The sequence below is a fragment of the Nostoc sp. genome (assembly GCF_041747015.1).
Classification (GTDB): domain Bacteria; phylum Cyanobacteriota; class Cyanobacteriia; order Cyanobacteriales; family Nostocaceae; genus Nostoc.
Genome location: NZ_JBGTFY010000098.1, coordinates 1 through 21161 on the forward strand (window position 1 = coordinate 1; position 21161 = coordinate 21161).

At 39.6% G+C, this 21161-nt stretch carries 13 protein-coding genes and 2 pseudogenes; 8 read left to right on the top strand and 7 right to left on the bottom strand.

The genetic code is table 11. The features are described from left to right. Nucleotides 1-477 precede the first annotated feature (477 nt). Nucleotides 478-642, bottom strand: a pseudogene (locus ACEW80_RS07365) (ISNCY family transposase); the annotation flags it as partial. Between the two features lie 1001 nt (nt 643-1643). Between ACEW80_RS07365 and ACEW80_RS07370 the strand changes: the two are divergent. The 5 genes from ACEW80_RS07370 (at nt 1644) to ACEW80_RS07390 (ending at nt 12173) form a co-directional block, all read left to right on the top strand. Then, nucleotides 1644-2354 carry a response regulator gene (locus ACEW80_RS07370; RefSeq protein WP_373525970.1) on the top strand — a complete coding sequence of 237 codons (711 nt, stop codon included), beginning with the start codon at nt 1644-1646 and terminating at the stop codon, nt 2352-2354. A gap of 16 nt (nt 2355-2370) precedes the next feature. Then, nucleotides 2371-4323, top strand: a complete 1953-nt coding sequence (locus ACEW80_RS07375; RefSeq protein WP_373525971.1) for a CHASE2 domain-containing protein — start codon at nt 2371-2373, stop codon at nt 4321-4323. A gap of 54 nt (nt 4324-4377) precedes the next feature. After that, nucleotides 4378-5109: a DUF928 domain-containing protein gene (locus ACEW80_RS07380; RefSeq protein WP_373525972.1), complete on the top strand. Its 732-nt coding sequence runs from the start codon at nt 4378-4380 to the stop codon at nt 5107-5109. A 20-nt stretch (nt 5110-5129) separates the two neighbouring features. Continuing rightward, nucleotides 5130-8015 (top strand): filamentous hemagglutinin N-terminal domain-containing protein, encoded by a 2886-nt coding sequence (locus tag ACEW80_RS07385; RefSeq protein ID WP_373525973.1) that lies wholly within the window; start codon nt 5130-5132, stop codon nt 8013-8015. Nucleotides 8016-8744: 729 nt separating this feature from the next. Further along, complete coding sequence (locus ACEW80_RS07390) at nt 8745-12173, top strand: filamentous hemagglutinin N-terminal domain-containing protein (protein WP_373525974.1); 3429 nt, start codon at nt 8745-8747, stop codon at nt 12171-12173. Between the two features lie 50 nt (nt 12174-12223). Here the strand turns inward: ACEW80_RS07390 and ACEW80_RS07395 are convergent, their stop codons facing one another. Then, nucleotides 12224-12436, bottom strand: coding sequence for a hypothetical protein (locus ACEW80_RS07395; RefSeq protein ID WP_373525975.1), 213 nt, complete (start codon nt 12434-12436; stop codon nt 12224-12226). Between the two features lie 32 nt (nt 12437-12468). Between ACEW80_RS07395 and ACEW80_RS07400 the strand changes: the two are divergent. Then, nucleotides 12469-12774 (top strand): annotated as a pseudogene (locus ACEW80_RS07400) (Uma2 family endonuclease); the annotation flags it as partial. On the opposite strand, the gene ACEW80_RS07405 reads toward ACEW80_RS07400, so the two are convergent. From ACEW80_RS07405 to ACEW80_RS07420, 4 genes are all read right to left on the bottom strand, one after another. Further along, nucleotides 12769-13671, bottom strand: a complete 903-nt coding sequence (locus tag ACEW80_RS07405) for a transposase (RefSeq protein ID WP_373525976.1) — start codon at nt 13669-13671, stop codon at nt 12769-12771. The pseudogene ACEW80_RS07400 and the gene ACEW80_RS07405 overlap by 6 nt on opposite strands. Further along, nucleotides 13592-13885, bottom strand: coding sequence for a hypothetical protein (locus ACEW80_RS07410; RefSeq protein WP_373525977.1), 294 nt, complete (start codon nt 13883-13885; stop codon nt 13592-13594). Before ACEW80_RS07410 ends, ACEW80_RS07405 begins: the two co-directional genes overlap by 80 nt. Before the next feature lie 384 nt (nt 13886-14269). Continuing rightward, nucleotides 14270-17065 carry a CHAT domain-containing protein gene (locus tag ACEW80_RS07415; protein ID WP_373525978.1) on the bottom strand — a complete coding sequence of 932 codons (2796 nt, stop codon included), beginning with the start codon at nt 17063-17065 and terminating at the stop codon, nt 14270-14272. Between the two features lie 129 nt (nt 17066-17194). Then, the gene (locus tag ACEW80_RS07420) at nt 17195-17362 is read right to left on the bottom strand and encodes a hypothetical protein (RefSeq protein WP_373525979.1); all 168 of its coding nucleotides are present in this window, start codon (nt 17360-17362) and stop codon (nt 17195-17197) included. A 226-nt stretch (nt 17363-17588) separates the two neighbouring features. On the opposite strand from ACEW80_RS07420, the gene ACEW80_RS07425 reads away from it, so the two are divergent. Next, nucleotides 17589-18131 (top strand): hypothetical protein, encoded by a 543-nt coding sequence (locus tag ACEW80_RS07425; RefSeq protein ID WP_373525980.1) that lies wholly within the window; start codon nt 17589-17591, stop codon nt 18129-18131. A 404-nt stretch (nt 18132-18535) separates the two neighbouring features. After that, nucleotides 18536-20260, top strand: coding sequence for a ShlB/FhaC/HecB family hemolysin secretion/activation protein (locus ACEW80_RS07430; protein ID WP_373525981.1), 1725 nt, complete (start codon nt 18536-18538; stop codon nt 20258-20260). Between the two features lie 87 nt (nt 20261-20347). Here ACEW80_RS07430 and ACEW80_RS07435 read toward each other — a convergent pair whose 3' ends face one another. Then, nucleotides 20348-20773: a hypothetical protein gene (locus ACEW80_RS07435; RefSeq protein WP_373525982.1), complete on the bottom strand. Its 426-nt coding sequence runs from the start codon at nt 20771-20773 to the stop codon at nt 20348-20350. Nucleotides 20774-21161 lie beyond the last annotated feature (388 nt).

Here is a 21161-nt window from a genome sequence, read left to right on the forward strand (position 1 = left end):
GGCTAACCGATTCTACTCATGAAGTTTTCCCAAATTTAGGTAATTGGTTTATTGATATTTGTTGTAGTAAAACAAAAGTTATTTGATTTTAATAACAGCATTTATTTAGCTACAAAACGTACTAATTTTACACTGTTTAACTTCAAAGTAGACCACAAGTGTATAGATTCTTCATGCATAGATGAGGGGGAGAAAAGGGTTGCCGAGGGCAACCCTTTTCTCCCCCCCCTTAAAATGATTATCATTCTTGAGAAAACCTGTCTCTTGTTTTTTTGGAATGATTTATTCTTTGGAAGTCCCTTAATGATGTAAGTAGGTAGGCGAGAAAATTTATAACTATGTAACCCACATCCAGCAGGTAATTTTTAGCATTCTGGAATTATCTACAACCCAATGAGAACAAAGTTTTCAGCCAATGAAACTTAATTATACATTTTGCGTTAGCGTAGCTCGCCGCAGGCATCGCAGCTTTATCTATCCTTTATTCAGCGCCATTGACTTTTGATGGGCAAGAAATGAAGGGCTTTGAGTAAAAAACACTGAAAATACACTTAATGCGGCATCGCTCATCTGATAACGTTTGTTTTTACCTGTTCGCTTATCAGGAAAATTTTCTAAGATTGACCGAAAGTGAAGCACTATTTCATCGAAAATGCTTGGTTGATTCAACAAAAGCCCCTACGCCTATGAGTTCAAGAGATACAAAAACCATACATTTAACTGAAAATTTTGCATAGTTCCAGATTGTAGTGATAATTATTCTCATAATGAGAATTGCTGCCTGTTGCGTCGTTTAGTTGTCTGTTCTCCTAAGATGTTGTCTCTTCTACGATGGGATTTGTATTCACACTTTTTGGTGAGAGCAAAACACCAAAACTACTCATTTACCTTTTGGTTAAAGCCTATCAGCCTAATTTGGCTTTTTGTCAAATGACGTAGTTTAAAATGACAATTCACTTATGTTCATAATAGAGAACTCCCTCTTGCTCTATAACCAGTTTTTGGCTACTTTCGGGGTCTGCACTCCGCCTGTTTCATTACTTACTTGGGCGTGACCAAACTCTTTCTTAGAGTCGTTTCCGTGAGGGTAAGGGGTGTGAATCCCTTAGCGGAGTAGATTCCGCGTTCTAAACGACCAGTTCAGGTCGCACCTGCTCATTTGACCCCATAACCCTTGATTTTTTGAGCTGATTAGGGAATGAAACAGCCCTGCTTTTTAAGGGGGTCGCCGCGGGCGGGGGGATCTTATCTGAACCGTATTGAAACCCGCCCTTCCTTCAGTCAATAGTAATCAAATATGATTCCTATCAAAATTTTATTAGTGGGATAGGTTCAGATTTGCACTTTTCTGCATAGGTTGAAAATTCATTCTCAATTAAAATAGGCGGATACTTCAAAGAGTACATTTAGGGATATAAAGGTGCAAGATATCAATGAATTGTGCTTCAAAAGCCTGCTCAGTAAGCTTGAGTTTACTTCCACTTCTCCCTCAGTGGGTAATTTATTTTTTAGCTCTATCCCTTGCCTTATTTGAGTCTGAGGGAGGGTAGGCTGTTGATTTTGGCAATTCCTCAAAAGTAGAGTCAGGATTTTTCTGTAAAGCTTAAATAAACTTTGATTTTGGATGTAATATAGGTGAAAATATGGTAGTGATGGATTTGAAAGAACATCAATTGTATGGACATTTGCCAGTGGAGAAAAAGCTGGGTATTCTTGTTGTCGATGATCACCAGTTAATTTTGACTGGTACCCTCGATGTATTAAGTCGAGAGTATCCCGAAGCTTCGATTATTAAGGCTCAGACAGGAAAAGAGACACTTTCTCAACTGCAATTTCACCAGTTTGACCTGATTGTAATGGATTTATCAATTCCTGTTGAGCAAGGGGAGACAGCAGAAATTGATACCGGAATTAAGCTGTTACAAACTTTGCTCAAAGAATATCCCGATCGCAATTTCATGGTGCAAACTAGTTATGTGAAGGCGTTAATCCGGATCAAACACGAGATTGATAATCATCAAGGTGGGTTTGCGATCGCAGACAAAGGATTACCTGAAGTTGAAATGCTGATGCGGGTTAATTTAGCACTTCATGGTGCAACTCACACCAAAGATATCAAAACGGGAATTGAACTCAAACCGGAATGGTTGGAGGTGTTGCGGTTGGCTTTTGAAGAAAGTTTGACCGATAAGGCGATCGCCGATCGAATGTATAAATCAGAACGGGCGGTAAGAACTTACTGGACGAAGATTCAGGATGTGTTGGGAGTGTATCCTGAAGACTGTAGGCAAAATGGTAAGAATATGCGAATCCAAACCGAAGTTCGTTCCCGTGAAGAAGGTTTAATTGATTAATGCCGGAAAAAGGTAAATGAGAAGGAGAATCTGGAATCGCATTCGCCAAGAATTTGGATTGTGGTCGCTAGCAGCACCCCCTGGAATTGTGGTGCTGGTTATGGTGATATTGATCCGTATAATTGGAGGAATGCAATATTGGGAATGGATGCTTCTCGATACCATGTTACGTCTGCGTCCAGAAGAAAAACTTGATGAACGTGTAGTAATTGTGGGTATCGATGAAAAAGATATTGAATTAATTAGGCAATATCCTGTTCCAGATGGGACAATTGCAGAATTACTCACCAAGCTGGAAACTTATAAACCGCGAGCAATTGGGCTGGATATTTTCAAGAATGTTCCTGTTAAACCAGGTGAAGAAAAACTTGCCCAGGTATTACAGCAAAATACTAATATTATTGGTATTGAAAAAATTTTACGACCAGGCGAAATTTCCCCACATAAGAGTTTGTCAGCAGAACAAGTAGGATTTGCCGATTTGCGTCATGATAAAGATAGCAAAAATCGACGCTATTTGTTATTTACACCAAATCCTAAAAATGATAACGAAGATAAATATTCTCTAGCGTTACAGTTAGTAACTAAGTACTTAGACGCGAAAGGAATTAAGTTGCAATCTGGGAAAAATGATCCGAATACAATCATGATTCAGGGAATAGAATTACCCCGGATTACCAAGAATTTTGGCGGATACGTTTGTCTTGATGATGGAGATTCAGTATCAGTCAGGAATTTTGGCAAATACTTTAGATATCTCCGAAATTGTAAAGATGATGGCGGAGTATCAATTTTGATGAACTTCCGCAACACTTCTGAGCCTTTTCATGTTTTGTCGCTGCATGACATTATTAATGGGAAAGTTGATGCAAAATTGTTGCGCGATCGCATTGTATTAGTTGGCAACCGCAACATCAGCGCTGGCGATATTTTTTATACATCTGCTTTGCCAAGTTTAAAATTAAGGGGTCAAATTTATGGCATTGACTATCATGCTCATGTCATCAGTCAAATTCTTAGTACTGTAATAGATAGCCGCCCAATGTTAAACACTTGGGAAGATATGGGAGAGTACACTTGGATATTTATTTGGGGGTTTTTGCCGATCGCCATCGGACGGCTCACCCAATCTGTTTGGAGAAATATATTTAGTGTTGGTGTAGCAGTAATTAGTCTGTTTACGTGCGGCTATATGATGCTGTGGGTGTGGGGTATATGGATTCCTGTGGCACCTAGTTTGCTGATATTAGCTGTGAATGGGGTTGGTTTGAGCGCTTTTGCCTTTTACCAACACGATAAATTATTGCGATCGCAAATTAACGAACGTCAAAATACAATTCAAAACACTTTTACCCTAATTCATAATGGCCCTTTGCAAACCCTTGCTTATGGATTAAAGCATATCCGTGCTAAAGATATCCCTAACGAACAACTGATTGGGCAATTTGAAAAACTTGATCAAGAAATTCGAGCAATTGGCGAATTTCTCAAACTTCAAGCATTAACAAAAGAAGAAAGCTTACGTTTAGGTAGCGGATTAATACTTGAATTAAACCGGCCAATTCATGATTTATTATATGAAGTTTATTCAAGTACATTGGAACGTCAAGATTTTGAATGTTTTACAACCTTAAAAGTCAAAATTCGCAATTTCGATCCCCTTGACGATAAATACTTAAATCTGGAGGAAAAACGGGGAATATGTCTGTTTTTGGAAGAAGCTTTATGTAATGTTGGTAAACACGCCCAGGGAGTCAAATTTGTTGAGGCATCGGGTGTTTATAGTGCAGATAAATATAAATTATTTGTCAAAGATAATGGCTCAGGAATTAAATCAAATGTGGAAAATAAAGGTACAAAACAGTTTAAAATACTTGCGAAACAATTAGGAGGAGAGTTTCGCCGCGAATCTATTTCACCTCGCGGGACTATATGCGAACTGAGTTGGACACCTACAAAGGAATTATGAATTTTCAATTATTCTTCCAAAATTTTAGATAATCACACATCAACAACATCTACCATGAATCATCAACATTTTGGATTTTGGCGAAATAGCTACAGATTGACAAGCTTGTTTGTAGGAATGATTTTCCTGATAACTGCAATCCCTGCATTGGCTCAGTTTAAACCGCGCGATCGCAAACCTGCTAGTGGATATTCTAGTGCCGGTGGTTCTCGTGGATGTTCGAGTAGCGGTATTCCGTTAACGCAGCTTGCGCCTCAGACATTTATTAGTAAAATGGCTTCCACACGTCCAATGCTTGCTTGGTATATGTCAAATTCCCAAACTGTAGAATTCCGACTATTTGAATTCGAGTCACCAACAACTGTTAAACAAATCGGCAACCCTCAAGAAATGCCCACAACAGTTGGGATCAACAAGCTAAAACTTCCCCTAGATTATCCCGAATTAACTGTAGGTAAAACATATTTATGGCAAATAACTACTGAATGCGAAAATACCTCCATTGTCAACCGTGCAGAATTTACCGTTATCAATTCACCATTACTGACTAAAAAAAAATTTACTAGCATTTCAGAAAGCGTAAATTATTATGCAGAAAATGAACTGTGGTATGAAGCATTAGAAGAAGCATTGAAAGCAGCAAGTAATGGTAAACTTGGTCAAACTGGGGCAACTTTAGTTAAAGACCTTGCACAGTCAGAAGTTTTACCAAATAGCGAGGTAAATAGACCAAATATTGAGCAACGCATTGAATACCTCCAGGAAATTGCCAAGGAAAGACTATAGAAAGAGTAGGGAGAATAGAAATGGCGAAAATTTTGCAGTTTGCTTTCATGGCATGGGTGGGAGCGTTAGCGGAGCTTACCGTAGGTATCGCACTTTCTATTCATCCTGCTTTTGCTCAATTAACTCCAGATAACAGCCTGGGAAGTGAGCGATCGCAAGTTATTCCTTTTGATCAAAATAATGATATTATCGACGGCGGTGCGGCTCGTGACACCAACCTATTTCACAGTTTTCAAGATTTTAACGTCGGTGTTGGGCGAGGCGTTTATTTCGCCAATCCAGAGGGCATTACAAATATTTTTTCTCGCGTTACAGGTGGTAACTCATCAAATATTTTAGGGAGATTGGGAGTATTAGGTGATGCGAATTTATTTTTGCTAAATCCTAATGGCATTGTATTCAGTCAAAATGCCAGTTTAGATATTCAGGGATCATTTATGGGGACGACAGCAAATAGTTTAGTTTTTCCCAATGGTGCAGAATTTAGTGCCACAAACCCCCAAACGTCGCCGTTGTTGAGTATTAATGTACCAATTGGCTTGCAGTTTGGTTCGCAACCCGGAAGTATTACTAGTCAAGCAGTTGGTACGTTGGGTGTTGGGTCTGGTAGCACCCTAGCGCTTCTGGGCGGTGAAATTGCCTTGGATGGTAGTTTTTTGTTTACTCAAAATGGACAAGTGAAATTGGCAGCAGTTGGGGGAGATACAACAGTTGGGCTGAATGTCAATGGCTCCTCATTGGGTTTTAAGTTACCAGAAAATGTAAGGCGTGCACCCATCAACTTAACGAATGGAAGAATTGTCGCTACAGGTGGAAATAGTGGAATTGAGTTATTTGGCGGAAAAATCGCCCTAAATGGAAACCGTTCCTATCTATTTAGTTTCAATGGCGGCTCAATTGTTGTTGATGGGAATCAATTGAATTTAGACAATGACTCTGAAATTTTGAGTGCTACTTCTGGTGCAGCAAAGGGTGGTGATATTCAAATTCAAGCCAGCGATGCAGTAACTCTCGCTAACAGCAGTTCAATTTATTCCGCCAGCAATAATACGGGTGCGGGTGGTGATGTTACTATCAATGCTAGGAAAATCACAATTACCGGAGATGGAACACCAGGAAATAGCAGTCTAATTTCTACATCTAGCGATGGTGAAGGTAATGGAGGGAATCTCACCTTCAATGCTAAAGAGTCGGTTAACGTCAATGGTGGCTTTATCAGCGTTTACAACGATGGTGCAGGTAATGGAGGAAACTTGACTGTGCGAGCCACAGATGCCGTCAATATCACTGAGAACGGCTCTTTAGGGCTATTCAGCTTCAGTTCTGGCTCAACAGGCAATATACAAATTGAAACGGGTACTTTGCGACTTCAAAATAATTTATTAAGGGGCGGAGTGATAGCACTTGCATCTGGTGGTGGAAGTGTCGGTTCTATTTCCATTCAGGCTCGGAATGCAGTTGAGGTGACTCAAAGTAATATATCTACAAATGTTTTTCTACCACTCGGAAGTACAACTCAAGCAAAAGTAGGGGATATCACCATTGAAACCCAGCGACTTAATCTCAAAGATGGGAGTGATATCAGAACGAATACTTTTAGCAGTGCAAATGCAGCTAACATTTTGATTAAAGCTAGTGAATATGTAGGAATTAGTAGCAACAGCTATGTATCAAGCAGTACTTATATTGGCTCAGGCAATGGTGGCAATGTAACGATAGAAACGCCTCAACTCTCCCTAACTCAAGGAGGACGTATAAACACATCATCCGGTAGAGGAAGTGGTAATGCTGGAAATATTACTATCCGCGCCCAAGATGTAGAATTGGATGGGTTTGTTTTCGTACCTAAAGAACAGTTTTTGGCTGGACTAGATCAAGCTGGTGCAGAAGAAATTTTATCTGTATCTGATCCTCTAACACAAGAAATTATGTCTCGGTTCGGGGGTCTTTCTTCTATGAGTGACATAACCTCGGATGTTTTTGGAAGTAATGCCGATGTCCGAGGCGGCACAATAACTATTGACACAGAACGATTGCGATTGAGCAATGGTGGAAACATATCAACCTCAGTATTGGCAGGGGGACGGGGACAAGGAGGTAATTTGGTGGTTCGTGCCACTGATTCTATTGATATTACTGGGGTTGGTGCGGAACGATTAGATGGTTCATTTGCACCATCAGGTTTATTTGCTCAATTACAAACTAGGGGAATTGGTTCTGGGGGAAGTATTGACGTGACAACAGGACGCTTAAACCTCAGCAATAACGGAGCAATTTCTGCCTCCACATTCAATCAAGGTAATGCCGGAAATATTACGATTAATGCCAATCAAATTGATTTACGCGGAAGTAGCTACATCATAACTCAGGTTGAGGATGGAGCTAAGGGTAACGGAGGCAATATCAGTATCAAAACTCAACTATTAAATGTACAAGAAGAATCACAGATATCATTAGCAACTCAAGGAAATGGAAACGCGGGTAATTTAACGGTACAAGCTGATAAAATTAGCCTGATTGGTTTAAACGGTGGGTTATTCACTGGTATAACATCATCAGTTTACGAAGAAGCTAATGGTAAAGGTGGTGATATAGATATTACTACCAATAATCTTGATATAAGTGATGATGCCCAAATTATCTCCGGCAGCCTCGGTATAGGTGAAGCTGGAAATATTAGAATTAGTGCTAATACTCTGGAAATTATTGGTAAACTCAGCGCGATCGCTTCTTCAACTAATGCTGGTAATGGTGGTAACATAAACCTCAATATCGCTGATTTATTATTTTTGCGCGGTGGCGCTTTCATTGGGAGCGATGCGATTTTGTTAGATCCGACTTTAATTCTCAGTTACAGAGCTAGATTCTCAATAAAAACAGTTATTTGGCTGCGATCGCACCTCTAGATAGGTGATTTAGTACCCGAATTTTAACCACCTCACAAAATCGCATTGCTCCCCTTTCATTTCCACCACCGCAGGTAGAAGCCAAGCCGATGGTGATGGCGGTAATATCAATATTAACTCTAAATTTATCGTCGCCATCCCCAAAGAAAACAGCGACATTAGAGCCAATGCATACACTGGTTCAGGTGGAAACGTCCAAATTAACTCCCAAGGTATCTTCGGTATTGGTTCGCGTCCAAAGCCAACCGAAAAAAGTGATATTACTGCAAGTTCGGAATTAGGCGTTTCAGGTATAACAAATATTAACGCACCTGATACGAGTTACATTCAAAACAGCTTCACCGAATTATCCCCAAATGTCATAGATACTAATGCAATTATCGCTAATAGTTGCATTGTTCGCAGTTCCAAACAAGAGGGTACATTCTTCATCACTGGTTCTGGTGCTTTACGTAATAGTCCGGGGGATGAATTAATTTCAAACTATTCAACTGGTGAAGTGCGTAATGTTGAACCAACATCGCCAACTTGGAAAGAAGGCGATGCAATAGTTGAACCACAAGGGCTTTATCGACTTGCTGATGGACGCTTGGTACTCAGTCGAGAATGTCATTAAAAGGGAACTCTTAATAGGAGGCTTAAAGGTCTTTTAGTGTCGGTGCAAGCGTCAAATAACATTACCCCAAAGGAGGGATAATTGTCCAAAGTTTTCTTAATTGATATCGAAAAATGACCTTTAAAATCCACCCAGCACAAGATAGGCAACTATTATCAAACAAAGGCGCAGAGGTTATGGTGAAGATTTGGCGGTTTGCTGTCCCTGGATGGCTGGGTTGCATGGGGGCGATCGCGGAGCTTACCGTAGGTATCGCACTTTCTATTCATCCTGCTTTTGCTCAATTAACTCACGATAACAGCCTGGGAAGTGAGCGATCGCAAGTCATTCCTTTTAATCAAAGTAATGATATTATTGATGGCGGTGCGGCTCGTGGCACTAACCTATTTCACAGTTTTCAAGATTTTAATGTAGGTGATGGTCGAGGTGTTTATTTCGCCAATCCAGAGGGCATTACAAATATTTTTTCCCGCGTTACTGGTGGTAACTCATCGAATATTTCCGGGACATTGGGAGTATTAGGTGATGCAAATTTGTTTTTGCTAAATCCTAATGGCATTGTATTCGGTCAAAATGCCACTTTATATATTCAGGGATCATTTATGGGGACGACAGCAAATAGCTTTGTCTTTCCTAATGGGGTAGAATTTAGCGCTACAAATCCCCAAGCGTCGCCGTTGTTGAGTATTAATGTACCAATTGGCTTGCAGTTTGGTTCACAACCTGGAAGTATTACTAGTCAAGCAGTAATTCGGGATTCAGAGAGAAATCCTGTTGATGGTTTGCGTGTTGGCAATGGTAGCACCTTAGCATTGATCGGCGGTGAAATCACCTTGGATGGTAGTTTTTTGTTTACTCAAAATGGACAAGTAAAATTGGCAGCAGTCGGTGGAGATTCAAGCGTTGGGCTGAATGTCAATGGCTCCTCATTGGGTTTTCAGTTTCCAGAAAATTTCGGACGCGCACCCATTAACTTAACGAATGATAGCTTCATCATTGCAAGTGGTAATAGTGCAATTGAACTATTTGGGGGGGAGATTGGGCTAAACGGTTCCATTATTTTCGGTAACAATGGCGGCTCAATTGTTGTTGATGCAACTCAACTTAATTTAGATAACGGCGCTAGAATTCAGAGCGGCACTTCTGGTGCAGCAAAGGGTGGTGATATTCAAATTCAAGCCAGCGATGCAGTTAATCTGGCTAACAGCAGTCAGATTTTTTCCAACAGCCGTGCTTCAGCTACGGGTGCGGGTGGTAATCTTACTATCAATGCTAATAAAATCACAATTACCGGAGATGAAAATGCAGAAAATCGCAGTGGTATTTCGGTAAACACTGGTGGTACAGGCAATGGGGGAAATCTCACTTTAAATGCTGCTGAGTCTGTTAATATTAATGGCGGTTTTGTCAGTGTTATATCTGCGGGTGCTGGTAATGCAGGGAACTTGACAGTGCGAGCTACCGATGATGTCAATATCACTAACCAAGGTTCTTTAAGACTTGGAAGCTTAAGTTCGGGTTCAACAGGTAATCTGCGAATTGAAACCGGCACTTTGCGAGTTCTTCTAGGGGGGGGAGTAATAGCAATTACTGAAAGTGGAAGTGTTGGCTCTATTTTCATCCAGGCTCGGAATGCGGTTAATGTTACCAATGGTACTATATTTACAGGTGTTCGCCCTGGAAGTACAACTCAAGCAATAGCAGAGGATATCACTATTGAAACCCAGCGACTTAATCTCAAGGATGGGGGTGATATCAGCACAAATACTTTTAGCAGTGCAAATGCAGCTAACATTTTTATTAAAGCTAGTGAATACGTAGAAATTAGCGGTTACTCTAGTGGTCTGTCAAGCAGTACATTTTCTGGCTCAGGGAATGGCGGTAACGTGACAATTGAAACGCCTCGATTGACTGCTATTCAAGGAGGAAGCGTAAGCACCACATCTCTTCAAAGCAGTGGAAATGCTGGAAATATTACCATCCGCGCCAAGGATGTAGAAGTGGATGGGTTTGTTTTCGTACCTAAAGAACAGCTTTTGGCTACACTAGATCAAGCTGGTGCGGAAGAAATCTTGTCTGATCCTCTATTACAAGAAGTACTGTCCCGATTCGGGGGGTTTTTTGATACAAGTAACTTAACCTCTGATGTTCAGGGAAGTAATGCAGATGTGCGAGGTGGCACGATAACTATTGATACAGAACGATTGCGGTTGAGTAATGGTGGAAATATATCAACCTCAGTGTTATTGGGACGGGGACAAGGGGGTAATTTGGTGGTTCGTGCCACTGATTCTATTGATATTACTGGGGTTGGTGGAGAACGACTAGATGGTTCATTTGTACCATCAGGTTTATTTGCAGAATTGCAAACTGGGGGAATTGGTTCGGGGGGAAGCATTGACGTTACAACAGGACGCTTAAACCTCAGCAATAACGGAGAAATTTCTGCCGTCACATTCAATCAAGGTAATGCAGGAACTATTACGATTAATGCCAGAAGTTTTGATTTACGTGGAAGTAGCAGCGTTAGAACTCAGGTTGACGATGAAGCTACAGGTGACGCAGGTGATATCAGTATCACAACTCAACTATTAAATGTACAAGAAGAATCACAGATATCATCAGCAACTCAAGGAAATGGAAACGCGGGTAATTTAACGGTACAAGCTGATAACATTATCCTGACTGGTTCAGAGAGTGAGTTTGCAACTGGCTTACTATCATCTGTTGACGAAGGAGCTAATGGTCAAGGTGGTGATATAGATATTACTACCAATCGTCTGATTATACGTGATAATGCTGAAATTGTCTCCGGCAGCTTAGGTACAGGTGACGCTGGAAATATTAGAATTAGTGCTAATGTTCTAGAAATTAATGGCAAAGGTAGTGCGATCGCTTCTTTCACGAATGCAGGTAATGGTGGTGACATAACCCTCAATATCGCTGATTTATTACTGTTGCGAGGTGGCGGTTTAATTTCAACTACCGCAGGTAGAAGCCAAGCTGGTGGCGATGGCGGTAACATCAATATCAACTCTAAATTTATCGTTGCCATCCCCAAGGAAAACAGCGACATCAGCGCAAATGCCTACACGGGAACTGGTGGAAACATCCGAATCAACTCCCAAGGGATCTTCGGTATTAAGTCGCGTCCAAAACCAACTGAAAAAAGTGATATTACTGCAAGTTCTGAATTAGGTGTTTCAGGTATAACAAATATTAACGCACCCGATACCACTTCCATTCAAAACAGCTTCACCGAATTATCCCCAAATGTCATCGATACTAATGCACTAATTGCTAATAGTTGCATTGTTCGCAGTTCAAAACAAGAAAGTACATTCTTCATCACTGGTTCTGGTGCTTTACGTAATAGTCCGGGGGATGAATTAGTTTCAGTCTATTCGACTGGTGATGTGCGTAGTGTTGAACCAACATCGCAGACTTGGAAAAAAGGCGATGGAATAGTGGAACCACAAGGGCTTTATCGACTTGCTGATGGACGCTTGATACTCAGTCGAAAATGCCAGAATAATTTGTAATTTGTAGTTTAACCACAATCTGACGCTGTTTTCGGAAGCTGGAGTTTAGACTAATTACTCGATAAACCAAAGGCTAGACCCAAGACTTTGCGTTGCTTAAGGTTTATTTGAGGTGGGTTTGCCGATTTATTGAGGGTTTGGTTGCAGATACAATTGTGCCCAAACTCTTCAATAATTCCTGTAATCTCCTCCGACGAGGGATAGTTTTTACTACACTGTCCATTCCATAGGCTTTTTGAGGATTGCTCAATGGACTCAAACATAGAAACTTGCTCCAATTTAGTCTAAACTCCAGTCGGAAGAGTTAGCGACGGTAATGCAAGGGGCAAAGCGATCGCTAATTTTGATGGATATGCCGCCGCCGTTGTTGGTGGTTGAGGTGGTGAGTCAGTGCGTTGCGCGGGTTCCCCGCGTTGAAGCAACTGACGTTAGCGCAAGCGGTAGCGACGCAGGAGCGTCACCCGTAAGGGTGAGTCCAAATCAGGAAAATCGGGATTATCGTTACAAGCGTTCTGAGTATGCAGCACGGGGTATTGCTGAGTATTGGATTGTTGATCCTATCGCTCAAAAGGTGACGGTTTTGGAATGGGTAGACTCATATCTTGCACCTGGAAATAGTAATGTCAATTCCATGACTAAGTGCTAAGGGTCGAAGCCGTTCAATATCTAGTAGCAATAAAGACAAGACTAAATGAGGTAAAAAAGTAGATAGTGCAAGAAAAGCAGCTTTACCCCAGTCCAAAGAATCAGGTAAACAGGATGAAAGATACGTCCAATATGCTAATAAATAGGCAGTAATGGACAAGACTAACCAACGATAAATTCCTAAAAGAGTACCTTGTCCAAATCTATCTAAACCAAAGCGATATTTAGCAGTTTTGAACCAACCTTCAATTTTCCAACGACGTTTACCCCACCAGGAAATAGTACTAGCTTTAAGAGGTTGTGTAGAAATAACATATCTTTTAACAAACTGACCATTATCGCGTTTGAAGTAATACCAAGAAAGAGTGACAGGAAAATCTAATCCAACAAGTCTAACCTGTTGCCCTCGACGATGTAGAAGTTTAACTGGATAACCATTAACCAACTTGCGATTACAACCAATACCAATAACAGCATGATATTTTAGTTTCCGAATGTTGTTAATAAAATCTTTAGTCCCAAAAGCAGTATCAGCGAGAATTTTTACCCGAAATCTTTTGGTTAAATCTTTGGGTAAATGACGTACCATTCGCAATGCTAATTGAGACGGGCTAGCTGTCCCTTTACCTCTCCAGACACGGAAATTCCAAGGGATACGCCATTGTCCAACTACCAAATATAAGACTACTATATGCAAGCCTCGTTTACCGTTGTAAACGGTTATTAGATTTTTAAATGCTTTAAACTGACCACATTTCTCTAAAGTTGTCAGGTCAACTATTACTTGTAGAAACGCTTTTCTTCCCAATGGACAATGACTGAAAACCAGGCTCAATCGCCTGTTGGCGAACATGACGAATTAACTTGCGAGTCGGCCATTTATAAGTATTTAAAAATCGACTTAGAGCGCTAACAGAAAAGGATTTGCTATAGTGTGGCAAAGGTTTTCCATCTGCCGCCAAAAATAGCCCTAGCATTGCTTCCAAGTTGTCTCGTTGATAACGAGTAGGCATCAATGCCAGAATCGTATACATTAGGGTATGGGCGTGGGCAAGAATGATTTCCATATTTCTTGCTGTTATTTATGTTATCTACGCCCTTTTCTCTCATTTTTTACGAACATATAAAAATATCTTTATGCAGATGACATTATTCCCATTTTTGTATATGTCATTTGTATATATCCTGATAATAAATGTAGTTTATTATATCAGTACATAAAGTAGAAGCTCCATTTTTAGATGTTACTTTTATTTTCTCGTTCCTGGTTAATACTGATTGTTTTTATCAGGTGCAAGATATGAGTAGAGGGATTTTATGATGAGCGAGTTTATCAGGGAGAAAGTGTTATTGTTTCTTCAATTTTTGCTAATCTTCAGTTAACTGCGGTTGAAGTTTTGCAAGGATGAAATATGATGAAAACCCTCTAAGGAACTTCGACAAGTCTTTTTTCAAAGCCAATTACCGATCGCAATCATTGATGCCCAATATACCGGGTTATCATATTTGATATTTATATCTTCAGTTTGCGCCAATTTTTTAGCATGAATCATTCTAATTTGGGCTTTTTGCAATGCTTCTGCAATACTCATTCCTGAATAGCGGTAGTTGGTGTAGAATGTTTTGACTAGCTCGGTTGTTGATTCATCTTTGATACTCCACAAAGAAGCGATTGCACTTTTAACTCCAACTTGCAATGCAACTCCTGCTAATCCTAGTGTGGCACGGTCGTCGCCAACTGCGGTTTCACAAGCTGTAAGTGCTAGAAGTTCGACACTATCTGATTTGCTGTTGAGGTTTCGCAGAGATGTTTCTAATTGACTGATAGTAAGTTTTTGGTTTTTGCCTGTGACAATGAAGGTGTCTTCAGGAATGATGCCAAATTGAGCGTGGCTGGCTATGTGAACGATGGGGTATGTGGTTTTCTGAAGTTTTTGCTGAAAATTTTCGGGGATAAAGTTGTTGTCGGTGAGTTTGATACTATTAGGAAATATACTATCCACGATACTAATTTCACCAGGAACCGCAGAAAGTGCATCAAAAGTCTTACCGTCGATTGTTGCTTCTGTTGTCAAACCCAAAATTAGCGCTCTTTGAGTACTGCGATCGCGTAATTTTGGTGTGGTAAGTCGTAAACTAGGAGTTGTGGCAATGGCGTAGGTTTCAACTAAATATTTCTGTTGTTGACTGTCATAAAGTGCAGCCATTGGTACGCTACGCAAAAAACCATCCTGAATAAACACAAGAGTTTTAACTTCTTCCGGTTTAATATCTTCCGCAAAGGGGCGAATTATCCAATCATAAAGCTCTGCTGCCGTTGCTGTATCGTAATTAATTGCTATTTCTCCTGCAATTAATCCTTGGCGAAATTCGGCAATTTTTTTCTCTAGTTTATCTTTATCAACTATTTTAGTTGTACCTTGTTGATTGGGGTCTTCAATCCACCTAAATTTAGTTGACTGATTGGGTAACTGCAATAATATCCCAGTTTTGTTATCTAAAATGATGGAACTCAAAAATGCGGTATTTTTAAACGCTACACTATTATCTTCGAGGAGTTCCCCCACTTGTTTGGGATTTAACCCACTCAAAATACAATCATTGCCAAAATAATTTTGTAATTCTGCAAGTTTCAGAGCATCAATGGTGTTAACTACTTGCGATAGTTCCTTTGCACGTTGTTCGTCGCTAATTGCCCCGACTCCTAACAAATTGAGCCGAGACTCTGCCAATGCGCGGTATAATGGCTGCACAACATCGCGGAAGTCAAATTGTACATCCCGTTCGGCTGTCAAAATATCCTGGCGAATATCTTCTAAGATATCAAATGCTCTTTGATAAGATGCGATCGCTTCTTCTTTGCGGTTCTGTTGATCTAAAATCCTTCCTGCTTGCCACTCCCACAAATATAAGCTATCTTTTGCACTCAACTTTCTGTCTGCTGTAATAATAGCCGTTTGGGTATATTTTAAGGCTTTTTCATTAATGGCTGCCTGGGTATATTTTAAGGCTTTTTCATTATTTCTGAAACATTCCCAGAAATGACCTAAAGCACCATTAGAATAGGAAATTAAGCGACTATCCTGTAATTTATTACTTGTTAATACTGAGTTTTCCAGCAAATTCAATGCTTCGTTGTCACCAGGATTTTGGCAGCGCGTAAAAGGTGAAGTTCCTTGAGTATCGCGCTGTAAGTATGCTAAATTAATTTCCCCATAGACTTTTGTAGCTGAGTCTGGTAAGGTTTTGAGAATTTTTAAAGCATCCTGGAGGGTTTTGTTAAACTCCTGATCATTAATAAATTTGCTTTGATTTTTCTGGGAATCCAATTGAATTAAATTTAATAATCCCCGCATCTGAGCTAAATCTTGTTTTTCGTTGCGAGCGAATTTTATACTATCCTGGAAATATTGACGAGCTTTTTCGTAGTCTTTTACAGACTTTTGAGTAAATTCTCGTTCTTTACTCAAAATACCAGTTTTCTTGGCAGAATCAGCTTGTAACTCTCGCAATTGAGCGCGACTTCTATAAGCAGTACCCAAACTATTTAACACCAAAAAGTCTTGAGGAGCAACTTTTTGTGCTGCATCTAAATACTTAATTGCTTGGTCATAACTTCCAATTAAGCGATATGCTTCACCGAGAATACCCAAAGCTACAACTTTACCGTCTTTGTCGTTATATTTAGTGGCAATTTGTGCTGCACTTTCAATAGTGCATTCCATTGCCTGATTTTCGGATGTTTTCGACTTATCTATTAATTTGCCACACAAAAGTGCGATCGCCTTGCGCGGTTGTCCCAAATTGCTGTAAACTTGGGCAAGTTCCGATTTCATGCGTCCGACTTGTTGGATATTTCCCACTGTACCATAGTCATTAATAGCTGCTGATAAGGATGCGATCGCTGCTTTCTCTTCTCCTACTTTCTGGTAAGCACGCGCCAAATTTTCATTGACAATAGCCTTAGCTGACGGATTATTTTTATACTGATTTAATGATTCTTGCCAATGCTTGATTGCATTAAAAAAATCTCCCCCATTATAATCTTTAATTCCCTGTTCAACTAATGAATTAACATTTGGAGTTTGTGCGGATACAAATTGTCCAAACAATAAACAAATGACGATAGTTAGCAAAAATAATACTTTAGTGAATTGATGATGATTTAGTTTTCCCAGCTTCAGCAACATATATATTAGCCGAGGCTTAGAGAGCAATATTTGGAGATATTTATTTTTGAATTTCATATTTTTACATCAAGAAAAAATATTTATTTAGCTTTTATTATTTAAATTACCATAAATAGTCAACAGTCAAAAGACCTTGATTTTGAACACCACTGCGTAAGTCCTGAAATAGTCTATACAGGAATGGCACTAAGTTAAGCTGAATGGTAGGCAGCGTAAGGATTGCAGAGGGGCAAGGGTGCAGAGGGGAATTTCTAAATATCCCTTCGTATTGCCTAAAACTTCTTCTTTCTCCCCTGCTCCTTTGCTCCTCTGCACCCCTGCTGCTTCAACGATTGTCCCTTTTCTTAGTGCCATTCGTCTATACAGTTTTCTACATAATGGGATGCGCAATCATGCGATCGCACTATACAAATTATGCAATTGTCTGTGCATAAATAGTGAGTGTGTTACTTAGTCATCTCCCTTAATCTGAGTATTAAAGAAACGGTTAATGAATCGAAAAACCACAAAAAACATCAATTGATTCCCCGTTACTGATGAAAAGTTTGTAATTTTTTTAACTTAGACTGAGGGGTTGATTATGTTTTCTAAATTAGTTCGCAACACAATTTTAACAACATCTTTGACATTACCAAATTTCAAACAAAGCACTTCGATTGCCATTTTAGTAGCTGGGATTGGATTGTTTGGTATCAAGTCAGCAGAGGCGAGAAATGCTTTAGTACAAACACCAGATGTTTCTCAATCTTCATCGTATACGATCGCACAAATTATAGATGCAAATTCTCCGATTTACGGAAATTGGCAGCTAAGATATAGCGTTGATGGAATCGTCTATCAAAGTGTGCTGGTAATGAAGGGATATTCTGGAGCGATGAGAACTAGATATTTTGACCTTAGTATAAATAAGAAGCAGGTTATAGATCAAGAAATTAGCCTCAAGTCCTCTGCTCAAGGATTAGTTTTATTGGGATATAACCCCGTCTATGCTGGAACTTCCAGAAGACATCCTACTTATGCTGCTGATAATTTTTTGTTTTCTATTGAGCCTGATGGTTCAGTGGCAGCTTATACTTGTGATACTCTGAGACAATGCTCGACTGTAGATGTAGAAAAGATATAGCAATTACATTATCACTTTTTCAAGTTACTTGGTGATCAGCAAACAAAAAAGTCAACATTTGCGTCATCATGTATGCTTTATCAAAAGACATAGAAGTGAAAATGACGTAAATGCAATACCCTTGGACAAGCCTTCAGTTATGTAAATTTTGTCTAACAAGGATTTCGGGCAACGTAGAATTAATTTTCACTCCTATGTCTAAGGCGTAATTTCTAAATATTAGCATGGAAAAATTAGAACTCAATGATTGCATAAAGGTGCAATTATCAAGGAAAGTAGTATGGTATTCTAATTAAGTGGTAATACTTGTTACATATCTAATTTATTAACGCGATCGCCAAGTCAAGTGGTGCGAATAAATAGAACTATTTTAGTTACTACTCCTAACAAATCATAGATCAATAATGAGTTCCTATCTACCGTTTCAAAAACTTTTTTTCATATTATTTTCCTGCATCAGCATTACTCCCATCCCAGTATCTGCACAATCGACACCCCCATCTGGAGTAACTATTCCCCCCAATATTCCAGCAAAAGTAGAAGAAACTATTCCTCAGCCATCTCCAACGCCAACTACTGTTCCTACACCAACACCAACTGTTCCCATACTCCCATCACCCCCACAAGAAAATCTCCCCGATACAACCTTTCCCAGTGGTGAAAGTTTCTTTGTCAAAGAAATCCAAGTTACAGGCTATTCTGTTTTAAAAGCTGAAATCATCAAGTTAAAACAGCCTTTAGAAAATCAAAACGTCACATTTGAGCAATTATTGCAACTGCGATCGCAAATCACTGAACTTTATGTTAAAAATGGCTATATCACCAGTGGTGCATTTCTTCCCAACAATCAAAATGTTGCTAGTGGTGTCGTGCAAATCCAAGTTGTAGAAGGCGAACTTGAAGGCATTTCAATTTTAGGGTTAAAAAGATTGGAACCTGTATATGTGCGTTCTAGAATTGAACGGCTTGCGGGTAAGCCTTTAAACCAAAAACGTCTCGAAGAAGCGCTACAATTATTACAACTTGACCCTATAATTGAACGAGTAAATGCTGAGTTAACCGCAGGTAGCACCCCAGGTAGCAATATTTTACAGGTGACAGTTATCGAATCACCACCATTTCACGTTGGGGTAGTCTTTGCAAATAACCAATCAACTAGCGTTGGTTCAGAACAAGCAAGTGTTTTTGTTGCTCACGATAATATATCAGGATTTGGAGATAAATTCAGTGCTGAATATGGCATCACTGAAGGGTTAGGCATTTACAATATCAGTTACTCTATTCCCTTTAACGCCCTAGATGGAACTATTAGTGTCCGCTACAGCAATAGTGATAACAGTATTATTGAAAGCAAATTTCGTGATTTAAATATCCGCAGCGAAGCCGAAACCCTTTCTTTTAACGTCCGTCAACCCTTAACTCACACGCCAAACAACGAATTTGCTGTAGGTTTAGCATTTGATTTACGGCGCAGTCAAACTTACATCCTCAATGATATTCCCTTCTCCTTTACTGAAGGGCCTGAAGATGGGGAATCAAGAGTTACGGTAATCCGCTTTTTTCAAGATTGGTTACAACGTGATACTAACAGTGTCTTAGCGGCGCGATCACAATTTAGTTTTGGGATAGGTGCAATAGATGCTACCGTCAACGATACTGGTACTGATGGGCGTTTTTTCTCCTGGGTGGGACAATTTCAATGGGTGCAACGGCTATCTCCCCGCATCTTGATGCTAGCCAAAGTTAACACTCAACTTACGCCTGATTCCTTACTTTCGCTAGAAAAAATTAGCATTGGGGGAGTAGACACAGTGCGAGGTTATGGTCAAAATCAACTTGTAGCTGACAATGGGGTAGTTGGCGGTGTAGAAGTTCGCATTCCCCTAGCATCAAATTTGGAGACACTACAACTAATACCATTTTTTGACATCGGTACAGTTTGGAATAATCGCGGTAGTAATCCAGACTCACAAACTCTTGCTAGTCTGGGATTAGCTTTGAATTGGCAACCTTTTAACGGTTTAGTACTGCGTGCAGATTACGGTATACCATTAATAGGAACAAGCGATCGCGGTAATTCACTACAAGATAATGGCTTTAATTTTTTAGTACGATATCAGCCATTTTAACAATAAATACCTTGTGAGTTTATTTCGACTTTTTCACCTGTTCCTGTTAGCATCAAAGCAAAAAATTACAATGGATTAAGTAAAAGACTACTCTGTATACAGAGCGATCGCACTACCATCTTCTGATGTTCCCACACATCCTATTCCTGAACTCAGCCCACAGGTTAGAGATACATTCCATGTGCGAGTGATATAATTACCTTCTTGCCATGACATTTGGTCAACATAGAAATATTCCCCACTGGAAGCATTAACTAGTTGGGTAGGATTCAAAATGAGGAGGAAACAATAGCTTGGTGAGCATAACTTAATATTGGCACTAGCATTATCAAAAGCACCTACCACAGTAGAAGTACAACTATATCTTTGATCTCCGAACACAATATTACAAGTTGATGGATAACTGGTATTAGATACTCTAAAACTAGTTGCTCTTTCTGCTAATACAGGGTTAGCATTTAGGGTGAATAAACCTACAGATGCTACTAAGGATGTAATCATTCTTTTGAACATAATTTTTCTCCTAATGACAAATTGTTGAATTGTTTTGCTGTTCAGCTTTTTTGCTTACATATTACAGAATACAAAAAACGTAAAAATTATTCCTTCACCGTTTATGCTGATCAAGATGCAGGACTTACCACCGACAGGTGCAGCATCTGGTATTAAAGATTACAGAAAACTGTATTGTCATTTGACAAATTTGGTGATTAGCAGTCAAACAAAATTCAATACACTTCAGATAAGCCCACAGGCTATAATGCCAAATTTTCGATAAGTGTCAAAAAGCCAACTGCTCTCAAAAATTGGGCAATTTAACAAAAAAAAGAGCTTAAATGTAGTAATTTTGAGCAAAGAGAATTACTCAAAAATACGAGCATTATGAGTTTCACGGTATTTA